Below are 13,939 nucleotides of genomic sequence, written 5' to 3'. Positions count from 1 at the left end.
CCGTATCACCATTGACCAAACCGGTATAGGTGAAGGTCAATGATGGATTGGCTTCCCCATACACTTTCGATTTATCATCTGCCTTGATTGTCAGAGCGGCCTGGGTAATTTCCAGTTCGCCCGCTACCAGGCTAATGTCATAGTTCTCATCCGATCCCCCGGTCAGGGCAATTGGGTAAGTACCTACGTTGGAGCTTGCTGTAGCAGTTGTGCTGATGGCCGGTTCGGTGCTCACCTCGGTATCCCCATTGACCAGACCGGTATAGGTAAAGGTCAGGGATGGATTCGCTTCGCCGTATACCTTAGACTTATCATCCGCCGTGATCGTCAATGCAACTTGGGTTACTTCCAGTTCACCCGCTACCAGGTTGATGTCATAGTTCGCATCCAATCCCCCGGTCAGGGCAATGGGGTAAGTACCTACATTGGATCCTGCTGTGGCCGTGGTGCTGATGGCTGGTTCCTCGCTCACTTCCGTGTCCCCATTGACCAGGCCGGTATAGGTAAACGTTAATCCTGGGTTCGCTTCACCATACACTTTAGACTTATCATCCGCAGTGATGGTCAGAGCTGCCTGGGTAATTTCCAGTTCCCCCGCTACCAGGCTGATAGCGTAGTTCGCATCCGAGCCCCCGGTTAAGGTGACAGGGTAAGTCCCTACATTGGAGCTTGCTGTGGCAGTCGTGCTAATACCCGGCTCCTCGCTCACTTCCGTATCTCCATTGACCAAACCGGTGTAGGTAAAGGTCAGGGTTGGATTTGCCTCGCCATATACCTTAGACTTGTCGTCTGCGTTGATCGTCAAAGCGGCTTGCGTGACTTCCAATTCGCCGGCAACCAGTGTGATGGCGTAGTTATCGTCCGAACCACCGGTTAAGGTGACCGGATAGGTACCCACGTTGGATCCTGCTGTGGCCGTGGTGCTGATGGCTGGTTCCTCGCTCACTTCCGTATCCCCATTGACCAGACCGGTATAGGTAAAGGTCAGGGATGGATTGGCTTCGCCGTATACTTTCGACTTATCATCGGCCGTAATGGTCAAAGCGGCCTGAGTGATTTCCAGTTCGCCCGCTACCAGGCTGATGTCGTAGTTCGCATCCGACCCCCCGGTCAGGTTAATGGGATAAGTTCCTACATTTGATCCTGCTGTGGCAATCATGCTGATACCCGGCTCCTCGCTCACCTCGGTATCCCCATTGACCAGACCGGTATACGAGAAAGTCAAGGCTGGATTCTCCTCACCGTAAACCTTGCTCTTATCATCGGCGGTGATCGTCAACGCGGCTTTATCAATTACTATTTCTCTTTCAACAGGGGTGAGCGCCAGGTTAGTATCATTTCCCTCCTGAGTGGCCGTGATCGTGGTTGTTCCTGCCTTTAATACTACTGCCTGATTATTAGTAATGCTTATAATGGTGGGATCCGCTGACGTATACGTTACAATCAATCCTTTATCCGTCTCTTCATCGCCAAGTGTAAAGGAATCATCGCCATAGGTTTTAGAAGCAATTTCGGGAAACGTAAGGGATTGCTCGTGTTTTAGTGTCTCAAAAGAGATTTCAGATCCATAAGCTGTACCCTCACTATTCGTGGCAAAAGATCTCACATAAAGGGTTGTATTGGGAGGCAGACTACCTACAGTTTGAGAAAATGCTCCCTCTCCGGACCCTATCGGTACTTTGTTGTCTGATGTCAGGGGATTACTGGTTGTATCCCAGACAATCCCTCGTTCGGTAACGGCAGTACCTCCATCATTGGTTACATTTCCACCCAAAGTAGCGGCGTTCGCAGTGATGCTACCGGGAGAATCAGTAGTCACTGATGGAGGATATAAAGGAGCAACCAACGTGATTGAAGCTGGCTGGAAGGCCTCATCAATCGCATGCCCGGATGGATGGGAGGTTCTAATCCAAGTCCAACTATGGGATCCAATATTTTTATTGGTGACATTGTCAATTATAACCTGAACCTGCGCACCCGAGGAAATGCTTGGATCGGTTAAACTTACTTCCATTAATCCTGTACTCCAATTCCGCACTTCGAAAGCCCGGTCAACACCATTTACCTTTACGTTTACATTTTCTTTTTCAACTTCGGTGATATAATAACCATTAGCACTTGATCCCAAAAACGGCAGTTCCCAGCCATTGTTATTAATGGCATAAAGAATTCTGTCAGGGTTGGGAGTTACAATTTCGTAGTTAAATGTATAGGTTACTCCAGTGGCATTGGCAAAATTATTGGATGAATTCCACGAAAAGTTTACAAAATCATATGCTACATTAAAGGTGAAAATCTTCTCGAATGTATCCGTTCCATCACTGGTCTGAACCCTAATACTATTAACTCCTTCAGGAACCAATTCATTACTCACATTAAATCGCAAATAAGAGTCTGCACCAGATGTTACAATTTTGTAAATTTCATTGTTATCATCTCCGTCACCAGCCACTAAGGTATAGGTAAAGGTATCTTCTGAATCCGCATCAGTTGTCGTAAGCTTTGTATACAGGTTACTATTCCTGGAAATACTTCCAATAGGCAAACTGATATTAGTAGGAGGATTGTTTGCCGCAAGGGTGGTAAAACTCTCCTCACTGCCATAACTCGTGCCCACTCCATTAATGGCATAAGCACGAACATAATAGGTAGTGGAAGCCGTAAGCCCTGTGATTTCGTCAGAAAAAATACCATCACCATCGCCGATTTGAACTTTGGTGTCTGATGTAGTAGGTGTACCTGTGGTGTTGTACACAATACCGCGATCGGTTACGGTTACGCCGCCGTTATCGGTTACGTTGCCACCAAGGGTTGCTGTAGTAGCATCAAAAGTGGAAATGGCTGTAGTAGTGACTGTGGGGGAGGCGGAAACGGCAATTCCTGTCACCTGATAATTAATCCTTTGAAGCTGATTCACGTAATTATTACCTGAACCTGTGGCGTAAATTGCGTTGTTGGGATTAGAAAAGTCATTTCCTACTTCAAACCCATCTGTATCTGTTAGTACCCAGTAAGTGGTATTGGCATCCAAATTCAATCCACCACTGAAACCGTAAACACTTCCATTCCAAGTATCACTGATACCCAGAAGGTCCTCTGTGTAGGTTGGAAGGTCTGATGGGGTCAATAGACCACTCGGTGATGAGGTAAAAACATATACTTTACCGGCACCTGTGGGAGTAGAACCAGTGTTATCGAGAAAAGTGAATCCTGTCATACTGTAGGCAGGATCAGTATTGGGCGTAGTAAACTGAACACCAAAGAACCGAGTATCAGGTAAAGTGTTAGTGCCAGAGGAATATTCACTTATCGGATTATTTACTGTACTGAACTGCTCGACCGATCCGTAGCTAGTACCAACGGAATTGATAGCGTAAGCAGCAAAGCTGTATTGGCTAGAAGCCGATAAACCGGAAATAGTTTCATTAAAGACTCCTGTAGTACCGGAAACGATCACTTTAGTCACATCCGAACCTGATGATTCTGCTAGTGTAGGTGTTGGATCATCGGCAGTTAAAGAATAAACAAAACCTCGTTCGGTTACTGTTGCACCACCATCGTCGGTTACGTTGCCGCCGAGGGTGGCTCCGGTGGCTGTTATAGAACTAACCAAAGAAGTGGCCACTGTTGGGAGAGTATTGGCTGGCAGCTCCCAGGGAATACTGAGAGTAGTAGCATAACCGGGATCGGAGATAAATTCTTCACTGCCAGATCCATCCAGGTTACCTCTGTATATGCTCCCGTTAGTCTGATCATACCAATAGACTTTCGAACCACTCACATCAACGCTTATACCTATTGGATCCGTTGCACTGATAACATCTTCTCGTCCGGTTCCATCCAGTTTGATCCGTTCAATTTTCGAACTTTCGTTATTTGGCCAGTACAAATGACTATTTTTTTGATCGATGTAGACGGTAGTAGCATAACCGGGATTGGAGATGAATTCTTCACTGCCAGATCCATCCAGGTTACCTCTATATATGCTCGCGTTCGTCTGATCATACCAGTAAACTTTCGAACCACTCACATCTACGCTGATGCCTATTGGATCTGTTGCACTGATGACATCTTCTCGTCCTGTTCCGTCAAGCTTGATCCTCTCGATCTTAGAACCCTCATAATTGGGCCAATACAGGTATTCATTCACATGGTCCACAAAAATAGTGGTTGCATAACCAGGATTTGACACAAACGCTTCAATACTAGTTCCGTCAAGATTGGATCTATAAATTTTTGAATCAGTTTGATCAAACCAATAGGCTTTTTCATTGACCTGATCAATGTCTATAGCAATAATCGACCCAGCGCTTGCAATGGCTACAATATCTTGACGGCTTGAACCGGTCAAAGAAATCCCTTCTATTTTGTCGATATTTTCGTTTGGCCAGTACAGTGACTGGAGGGGGGCAAGTGCTGGTGCACTCGTCGTAAAACTCTCATCATTCCCATAGCTCGTACCCTCTCCATTAATGGCATATGCACTAATATAGTAAGTGGTTTCTGCGGAAAGGCCGGTTATAGCTTCCGAAAACGAACCCGTACCACTTCCAACCTGTACTTTGGTATCGGAGGTGGTTGGGCTTGCACTTGTGGCATACACAAATCCACGTTCGGTTACAGGATCTCCGCCGTCATCAGTTACGTTGCCGCTGAGGGTGGCCCCAGTAGCGGTGATGGAGGATGCGGCTGAGGTGGTGACAGTAGGTTGAGCAACTGATTGAAAGGCTCCATCCCTGCCGTATAAAATACTACTACTTGTCCCATTTAGGGCTGTTGCATTGGTTTGGCTGTCCGAAACCGTCGTTCCACTGCTTTCATTTAGTTTCCAGTAGCCAATGAGACCTGCTTCATTTCCTGCGATTTCCTTACTACGGTTATTTTGTATCTCTGTTTGGGTTCGAGAAGAACTCCATAAGCGGATGTCATCAATTTTTCCTGCAAAATCATTCACCGCACTATGATTTTGAAATCCAAACACCATATCCGTTACCCCAAAACCCGTATAATTTGGAACCGATGTTACCCCTCCCTGATCAGCTATATTTGTTCCTTTGGCAGCTCCATCTACATAAAAATCCCATGCCCCATTATGAAACACAATAGCGATATGGTACCACTCCCCTGTAGTTATTGAGATAGGGTCACTGTTGGTAAGGCATCCAAAATCACAGGAAATATCAACTGTTAGTTTTCCATCCATAACAATTAGACCTCCTGCATCTGTTCCGCCGGTAAAATCCACCAGGTTTACAATACCAGATGTCGTACTAAAGTTTGCCCAAAATTCCAGACTAAAACTGCTCCTGTTTGATAATTCCGCTGCAGCTCCATTCAACGTAATCTTGCTTCCGGTTGGAAATTCGTATGAAGTATTTCCCTGAGCCATTAGAGCAGGTGCGCCAAAAATCAACAACAGTATTATTCCAACTGTAATCCTGAGCAGTTTGACTTCACCAAGTAAAAGATTTTGAAGGTTTAAAAAGGGTATTGATTTTCTCATTGCTATAGTGTTTACTAAAAAGGATACTATTTTATAAAAAGTCCAAAATCATGTGTTCTACCTGAATGAAAAAGGAAAAACCAATAGAAATTGGAAAGGTATTTTTATGCTAAAATCCAGCTATTGACTGGGCTTGGTAACTGGCTTTTTGGAAAGAGTGCTGTTCATTGCTATCTGGTAAAATTTTTAAAAATTACTTAGGATTCAGGTCGGAAAGATAGAGGGGTTTGGAGAAATATTCTTTGAAAAAGTACGGCAAAAGCAGTTTTCTTAACACCTAGTCAAAAAAGTCCATTTTACAGAACAGGAAATACAAATATCACTTCAGGAAAGTTGTGTGTTAATTTTTTGGAAAAGATAAAGTTTTGTGAAATACTCAAAATTGGGTGATCTTCGTATCAAAAATGGGTAAAATTCCGGCAAGGAATCCTGTTCATTTAATCCCATAGCGGGTGAAAATTTTCATTTACATCCATCCTTCCAGGGTAAATAAATTGAGCTTTCATGTGTTTATAATTGTTTCTTAATGGTCACAGGGAATCTCGCATGTTGGATAATCATTCCTCCGTGTGTCGCCTCCGACATGCTCGATTTCAGGAGTTGTTTTCCCCGGACTGAAAATGGGACCAATATTCACTGGGACTTACGCCCATCTCCTTTTTGAACGCGTTAAAAAAAGTCACCCTGCTGTTGAAGCCGCTATCCCTGCTTAAAGCGTCGAGGGTACGGTTGTCCAGATAGCCCTCCTTCAATTTATCAATGGCATATTCAATCCTATAGTGATTAACCAGTTCCCTGAAGCCTTTCTGATAAACCTTCTGAAGCAAAATACTCAGGTCTCTGCTATTCACACCTGCCATCTCAGCAAATTCCCCCACTTTCAAATCCTGCCTGAGAAATACTTGTTTTTGGGTCAATAAATCCGCTATCCGCTTAATCGTTCCCAGCTGTTCAACTTGAAATTCTCCTTTATCTTCCATTCCGGAACCTGAATGGATTTCCAGGTTTACAAATTTCTCCGAAATCTTTTCTTGCTGCAAATCATGCAACTTTTCCGGATTTAGGTGAAGGTAAATGCTCAAAACGGCAATGGCCGCCAGGGTTACCCAGGTAAAAAAAGCTAACAAACCAGGCAATTGAAATCCTGCCAGGGTCTCAATCATCCAAAAGGTGTGATAAGAAAAGTATCCAAATGTGATCAGGACAAACAAAAAGGCAACAACCGAAAGGGGATGTTTGAGTGTCTTTTCCCGCAATGGGTTTATCCAACTTGGATTACACCGATACAGCAGCCAAAGAGAGTATCCCAAATAGGCTGACATCAAAAAAATCCTGAAACTATCGACTATATAGGTGGGAATAATACCATTGGCATATAGATTGAGTGTTTTGGGATCTTCCACAAACAGTTTTGCCAGTTCCAGTTTGCGCTCATAACTCAGCAAATAAAAGGGCAAAAGATCCAGCACATGAAGGAGTGCAGGAACAAAGTGGAGCGTATCCTTAAGGTTTAAACCCGTCTTGTCAAAAAGGGAATTTCGGATATAAAAATAAAAAAATGGAGCAGTCAAAAACATCAGTGGATTTACGGTCCGTATAAAATGGGGAAACCGTAAAATCCATCCCGCATGAAACCATAAAAAATAAACAAGAAAGAACAAGCTGTAGCAAAGCAAGGACCAGCCTAAAAGATAGGTTTTGGTACCCATTCTGTAACTTATAGCTATCAAAACAATGGCATTTACAGTGGCCAAAAACAGAATATTGATACATAAAAGTAAGCTTGCCTCCATACTTACCTGAAATCTTCCTGAACCAAATTCAATGAATGATAAAAAGACCTTGAGTGTAGTATATTGGACCATATCCCCAAGCAGGAGCCGCTGTATATGGCGAATTGTCCCTTCGTAGAAAGCTCATGAATTGCTGAATTCACGCTACTCCCTTTCCCTTTTAACACCAAAGCCGTCCCTACAGCAATGGAAAAAACAAGCAACTTATTAATCAATACTTCGGACATGGGTTCGTTTCCATTAAAAAAAAACTACTATTCAGAGTCTAGATCTAACCAAATCTCCGATAGCGCAAATTAATTTTTTTTAGTTAGAAACCCAATCCCGATTTATTCAAGCGGAGACTTTAAAACAACAATTATACATGAATAACGACATTTGGAACCCGAAAAATAGCATTTTAACTTATGAAACGGAAAAATACTCCTTTGCATGATCTAGTGCTTCCCGGGTGGTTTTAACCCAGGCCACCTTATTGGGAGGCAGTAAACGGTTCAGCTTTTCTTCTCTGGCGACATCTTCTTTCCTTACCCTGCGGATAACGACCGCCTCGATTCTTCCGGGAAAGTCCCGAATAACCTCTGCATACAGCTCCGGGTCATGCTGTCCACTGTCTCCTATCAACAGGAATTGCTGCTCGGGAAAAAACTCCATTAGAAAACGAATCTTTTCCAATTTATGATCGTGGTTTCCTCCTCCGGATTTCCAGATATTCCGTAGGTTCACATGCCTGTCTTTAAGTAAAATAGGGCCAAGGGGAATGCTTCGGAAGGTTAAAAAATCCCTAATGAGATCAAAAAGGTTCCAATCGCTGCTGGAAACATAAAAGACCGGATATTCCCCATCATGGGTAAGTAACTGGTAGAATTCGCTCACACCGGGAAAGGGTCTTCGGGTATACGCGTTTTTTGATACCGAAAGCCACAGCTTTTCCCCCAGATTGGTCGCCTTGGATATGATCACGGTGTCATCAATATCTGAAATTAAGGCCCTTGGAGAAGGTTTTACGATCTGCTGGATTTTCCTATCCACCCAGGGTTTTTCAGGAACAAGCCCTTCTTCGGGTACCAATGACAAGCGAATGGTCTTAGGATGGGGTTCCTCTAAATCAGACCGATGCAAAAAGGACTCGAATATTCCCTCCGAATCCGCCGTCAATTGCACTCCATAATTCCCCCATTGAACTTTTACGTTGGCATCTGGCACACTGCTACCGGCATACCTGCGGATGGTCGCTAATATATTCTGCAGGGCACTCTTCTTTTCCGAAGGACGACTTTGACGGTAAGCTTCCATCACCCTGCCCTTCAGAAAAACCTGCGATCCATTTCCAATAACGAGAAAGACCTCAAGTCGTAACCGGTCCAGCTTTCCAATCTTTTTTTTGATTTTTGAAAAAGCATACCGGAAAGGAAAGGTTAGCCACCTGAAAACAAACAAATGCTTCATGGCTATAAGCCTTCAAATCCCAGGCCAGCCGAAGTCCTGACCTTGGAGAAGGCAATGTTTTTGTCCACAAAAAGGGAATTATTGACCAAAAGCGCATCAAACAGGCTTGTTTCCCGGGCATTGATCAAGAATAAAGAGCTTTCGCCCAACTCAAATTTGACTCGCTCCCCCTCCACCAGACGCTCCAATCCACTGATATTGTTTCGGAAGGTGGCAATTTGCTGATTTAATACCTGATAATCCGTTATTCCTTGTTCCAGTTTTGCCCGAAGTTGTTGTGATTTCAGTTCTCTTTTGTTTGACACCATGGCAATCTTGGTTTTGGTTAGGCCCAGCCCTCCTCTCTCTTTTCGTAAAAACAAGGGACTGGATACTTGTATACCGAATTTATAGTTATTTTCCATAAAGCCGATTCCTTCAAGCCCTCCAAAATTTTCTGTAAGAAAATTGTACTTAAGTTTCACGACCGGCTTAAGCTGCTCCGCCTTATACCTGCGCTCGATCTCAAGGTGATCCAGATCGTAATCCAACAACTGCAGCTCAGGGTGCCGGGCAATTAACTCCCGGAATGCCTGCTCATCGATCAGTCCCGGAACATACCCTTCCAATTGCTGAGGGACAATTTCCGGATCGATCACCAAGGGATTTTGGTCCATGTCCCACAAATAGACATTCAAGGTCTGGGTACGGTTAAAATAGTCATTTTGGGCTTTTTGAAGCTGTATTTCCCGACTCAGCACCTGAGTGTAGGCTTCCACCGTGTCAATGGCAGGCAGGTCTCCCTGCTCAAAACTGGATTTGATCCCCTCAAACCGTATCGAGGCCAGTCGCAGCCCTTCCTCTCTTACCAACAGGTTGGCATGGGCACCGGCCCACTTCCAGTAGACTTCGACGGCCTGTAAGTACAAGTCATTCAAAACCTGAATGCGTTCCGCTTCGGTGGCCTGTGCATAAATTTTCGCTTGCTGTAAGCTGGCTCTCCGCTGATCAATCAATAAACCCTTACCAAGGTTAACTGCTGCTCCTACAGCAAAAAGCCCATTATCGGGAACCTGGTTTTCTGAACTTAGGAATGTTCCCGTATTTCGTTCCACCAATCCTAACAGTTCTACACCCGCCAGCGTAGGAACGGAGATACCTGCCTCCTGTTTGTTGTAATACTCCGTATTTTTAAATTGCTTTTGGTCCAGATTTCCAAAAACAAAAGGATCAAACCCTCCCCGGGCCATTCTTAGCTCCTGTTCTCCCAAATCAAGCGTAAGTTCTGCTTGTCTCGCTACCGGGTGGTAATCCTGAACCCATGCCATGAAGTCATTATAGGTGAGTACTTCCTGAGCATGTCCTATACCGCAGCCCGCAACGAAGAAACAACTGAAAAATAGCGATAGAAGTCTCATTTCTTCTGATTTTTCATTTCTCTAACTTCTTTAAGCGTATAATAATCTGGTGGGAACCCGTTCATCTGACGCCAGATCTCATACCAAATCGGGACATCATTCAAGAGGGCGATGCCATCCGCCCCCGAGCCGATACGCAATGCATCCGGCCATGGTTCCTCATCCGGGTCCGGTACAATCAATAGCCGGTATTGATTATTGGAACTGGTGAAGTTATCGATGGCATATACCCTGCCTCCAAAGGTTCCGTTAGATAACTGCGGCCAGCCGGAGAAAACGATGGCTGGCCAGCCATCAAAAATAAAACGAATCTTATCGCCCACATCTACCAGAGGTAAATCAATGGGGTCAATGTACATTTCTACCGCAAGCGAATAATTTTGAGGCATGATACTGACTATTTCAGCGCCTTCTTTAATGGTTTCCCCGAGTCCAACCTGGATCGCCTTGGTCACATATCCCGATTGTGGTGCCAGCACGTAATACATTCCCGATCGTACCGTATAATTGGATAGTTCGTTTTGCAATTTGGTGACGGTAGCCTCCGCATCAAACTGACTGGACATAGCGGTAAATTTTTCCGAATTCACTTTCGCCAGTTTGTCGCTAAAATCATTATCGATGGCATTGAGCTCCAGGGTGGCTGAAATTACTCCATTCCTACTGCTCAGCAGTTTGTTTTCCGCACTGATCTTTTTCGCTTGTGATTCCTGCAGCTTAATCCTACGGGTCTCCAGGTCGGTCAGGGATTTCAGCCCTTCCTCGTAGAGTTTTTCCATTCGTAAATACTGCCGCTCAGCCACGGTCAGATTTACCTTTTCCGCCTCCAGCATGATACTATCAGATTGCACACTCAGACGGGCTTGTTGCAGTTTATTTTGCGCCTGCTCTTTTCTCAAAACGTTATTTTTTTCCAACGCCCGTAACTGCTGTTCCTGGGCTTTAATCTTCTCTTCATAGGATTGGACAGAAAGCTCTTTGGCACTCACCTGCATACGAGTTCTCTCCAATAGGGCGGGATCCATGTACTGATCCTTTATTTCTGATAAATACATGATTGTATCTCCTTTTTGCACAAAATCTCCTTCCTGCACATACCATTTCTCAATTCGCCCCGGGATGACTGAATGCACCGTCTGCGGTCGATGTTCCGGCTTAAGTGCTGTTACCATTCCCTGGGACCGGAAATTCTGCGTCCAGGGCAGGAATAAAAACACAAAAACCGCTAACAACATGTACAAGAGAATTCTAACCCGCTTTCTACTTTGATCACTGGGTATAGTCATGCGATAACTATCAAATAGAAAGGGGTTTATATACCCTTTTACCGAGTTTTTTGAAATATTAAGCATGGCTGTTAGTTTTTAATATTCTTTTTATATTGTTGAAAGGCTTCAAAACTTCCATCAAATGCTACTTTTCCTGCATCAAGTACTACAATTCTTTCTGCTCTTCGCAGCATTCTATCCTCCGTTGAAACTGCCACCAAGGTCCAGGGTCCCGAAAAGATGTAATCCAGAAGGGTATTGGACTCCAGCCCGTTCAGATAATTCAACTCTTCCTCCAACAACAGAAGTTTCGGCTCGAAACATAAACTTCGGGCAAGGATGATCTTACTGATGTTGGCATTACTCAAATGCTTCCCTTCGGGTAACAAATGGGTTTCCAAATCATCTTTAAGGCCATAAATGTAATCACTCAAACCCACCAGTTGAAGGACTTCTCGAAGTTTGGATTCCGGAATGGTTTCATTTCCTACCGTAATATTTTCCCGAATCGTTCCATGAAAAATGGACTGTCTGGAAAGGCTATCCCCTATCATGGACCGAAGCTTTTCAAGTGCCAAGGTTTCCATTGGTAATTTATTAACAATGATATTGCCCTGGTAATCCTCAATCAAGCCTGCCATCAATTGAAGAAAAGTGCTTTTGCCTGCTCCGCTTTCGCCAGTAACGACGATTTTCTCTCCGGAACCAATTTTCAAATTAACATCCTGAATATTGGGAAATTTTTTGTCCCTAGGATGATAAGTCAACTCTCTAAACTCGTAGGCTAACCCGGACTTTGTCAGATCAAAACCCTTATCAATACCTTCCGAACGCTCCAGATCCATGTCCATGACCAATCCCAGCTTTTCGGTAGCGGTGAGGGTATCGTATACGGTTTCCAGACTTAAAATCAATTTCTCTACGGAATTGATAATCAAAACAATGATAATCTCTGCTGCTACAAACTGGCCGATACTAATTTCATTGTTCATCAGTAATAAACTGCCCGCAACCAGCAGGGTAACCACGATCAAGGTCTTGAAAGCGATCATGATTTTGTATTGAAAAATCAGTACGGAGAAATGCGTGTTCCTAAATTCCAGGTACTTCCCCACCAATTTGTCTACCCGCTTAAACGGCAAGGGTGAAAAACCGGAAAGTTTAAATGTTCCCAACGTTCGGGCTATCTCCTCCAGCCAAAAAGCTACTTCATATTTAGCAGATGATTCTTTCAGACTGGTGGCCATTCCCTTTGGGCTGGTATACTTAAAAATCAAGTACAATATCAACACCAGCATCACGGAAAATAGGATGAAGAACGGATGGTAGATGGCCAATAGAATCAAGCCAAAAAACACCTGAAGCGAAGCGGTACTGAAATCAATTAATATTTTAGAAAGTCCCTTTTGTAAATTAATCGTATCAAAAAAGCGGTTTACCAGTTCCGGAGCGTATTTCCCTCTAAACGCTTCCGTTTTTATCCGGGGCAGCCGATAGGAAAACTCCATCGCTGATTTACCAAAAACCCGCTGCTGAAGTTTTTCCGTCAAATACAGCTGACTGATCTGCAGATACCCCCCAAAAATCACCCCGAGCGCTACAATAATGACCAACAAGACCCAGGAAGTAGTAAGCCTCCCTCCCAGAATGAAATTTAAAATTGCCTGAATCCCAAGAGGCAGAGAGAGGGAGACCAATCCATTCAACACCGCATAAAAATAAATGGCGTAAATTTCCTTTTTCTCATCCCTAAGAAGGCTGATAAACCTCTTTAAAGGGGTATTAATCAGATTTTCATTCATCTTTTAACGTTTTAAATACCATATCAACATAAAATCCCATTTTCTGATCCCCCTTAAGCCCGGCCTCTGTCATTTTAGGCATGTGCCGCAGAAAAAAAGCATGTAATAAGGTTGATTCCACCAGGGTGCTAACCAGTGTTTTGGGGTAGGCATAATTTGGGTTGATCTCGCTAATAATGGTGGCTATTCTTTCCGTAAACCGATAAAATTGAGTAAATAACCCATTGCTGTTTTCCGTGTCTATTTCCTTGGTTAAAAAAGCTTTGTAAGACTCTTCCGTAACCAGGACCCGTAACTTCTGGATGTCAAGATACAAGTTATTCTGATATACTGGCCCCTCCACCAACAAGCGAATCGCCATTTTCATCTTATCCATCGGATCGTGCAAATTGGCGGTGGCAAACACAAGGTAATGCTCCAACCAACCCCAATACCAACTGGTAAGGTAAAGTAGGAGTTTGTGTTTATTCTCAAAATACCGGTAGATAGCCGCTTCGGTACTCCCTACCTTTTCGGACAGTTTTTTGAAATTAAAGCCTTCCATACCCAGCGTTTCAATTAGCTCCGGACTCTCTCGTAGAATCCGTTTCCCCAAATCCGAACTTAAGGGGTCTTTCAGGTAAATATCCTGATTGACAGGAACAACAATACGCGTTAAAATCTGCTCCATATTAAATTGTAAAGTAAAGCTATACTTGTCCTTATACGAACCAACAAAAAGTAAGTT

General features: G+C 43.9%; 7 protein-coding genes. All 7 read right to left on the bottom strand.

Features of this window, described 5'->3' with window-relative positions; all coding sequences use genetic code 11:
• On the bottom strand, positions 1–5,503 hold a 5,503-nt coding region (locus GJS45_RS21560), incomplete at its 3' end, for an MBG domain-containing protein (protein WP_317165117.1).
• Between the two features lie 593 nt (positions 5,504–6,096).
• Entirely contained in the window at positions 6,097–7,233 is a 1,137-nt protein-coding gene (locus GJS45_RS21555; RefSeq protein ID WP_162343955.1) for a helix-turn-helix domain-containing protein, read from the bottom strand.
• Between the two features lie 468 nt (positions 7,234–7,701).
• Positions 7,702–8,745: an App1 family protein gene (locus GJS45_RS21550; RefSeq protein ID WP_162343954.1), complete on the bottom strand. Its 1,044-nt coding sequence runs from the start codon at positions 8,743–8,745 to the stop codon at positions 7,702–7,704.
• 2 nt (positions 8,746–8,747) lie between these two features.
• Positions 8,748–10,142 carry a TolC family protein gene (locus GJS45_RS21545; RefSeq protein ID WP_162343953.1) on the bottom strand — a complete coding sequence of 465 codons (1,395 nt, stop codon included), beginning with the start codon at positions 10,140–10,142 and terminating at the stop codon, positions 8,748–8,750.
• Positions 10,139–11,494: an HlyD family secretion protein gene (locus GJS45_RS21540; RefSeq protein ID WP_162343952.1), complete on the bottom strand. Its 1,356-nt coding sequence runs from the start codon at positions 11,492–11,494 to the stop codon at positions 10,139–10,141. The genes GJS45_RS21545 and GJS45_RS21540 overlap by 4 nt, the downstream gene beginning before the upstream one ends.
• Positions 11,495–11,499: 5 nt before the next feature.
• Positions 11,500–13,212 carry a peptidase domain-containing ABC transporter gene (locus GJS45_RS21535; protein WP_162343951.1) on the bottom strand — a complete coding sequence of 571 codons (1,713 nt, stop codon included), beginning with the start codon at positions 13,210–13,212 and terminating at the stop codon, positions 11,500–11,502.
• Positions 13,205–13,882, bottom strand: a complete 678-nt coding sequence (locus tag GJS45_RS21530) for a TetR/AcrR family transcriptional regulator (RefSeq protein ID WP_162343950.1) — start codon at positions 13,880–13,882, stop codon at positions 13,205–13,207. The genes GJS45_RS21535 and GJS45_RS21530 overlap by 8 nt, the downstream gene beginning before the upstream one ends.
• Positions 13,883–13,939: the final 57 nt, after the last annotated feature.

This window comes from Cyclobacterium salsum (assembly GCF_010119245.1).
GTDB classification, from domain to species: domain Bacteria; phylum Bacteroidota; class Bacteroidia; order Cytophagales; family Cyclobacteriaceae; genus Cyclobacterium; species Cyclobacterium salsum.
The sequence above is the reverse complement of the archived record's forward strand: the minus strand, read 5'-3'. Positions and strand labels throughout refer to the sequence as shown.

Coding starts and splice junctions, on each gene's coding strand:
- GJS45_RS21540 (WP_162343952.1), bottom strand. CDS start 11,494: ATGCTTAATATTTCAAAAAACTCGGTAAAAGGGTATATAAACCCCTTT.
- GJS45_RS21530 (WP_162343950.1), bottom strand. CDS start 13,882: ATGGAGCAGATTTTAACGCGTATTGTTGTTCCTGTCAATCAGGATATT.
- GJS45_RS21545 (WP_162343953.1), bottom strand. CDS start 10,142: ATGAGACTTCTATCGCTATTTTTCAGTTGTTTCTTCGTTGCGGGCTGC.
- GJS45_RS21535 (WP_162343951.1), bottom strand. CDS start 13,212: ATGAATGAAAATCTGATTAATACCCCTTTAAAGAGGTTTATCAGCCTT.
- GJS45_RS21550 (WP_162343954.1), bottom strand. CDS start 8,745: ATGAAGCATTTGTTTGTTTTCAGGTGGCTAACCTTTCCTTTCCGGTAT.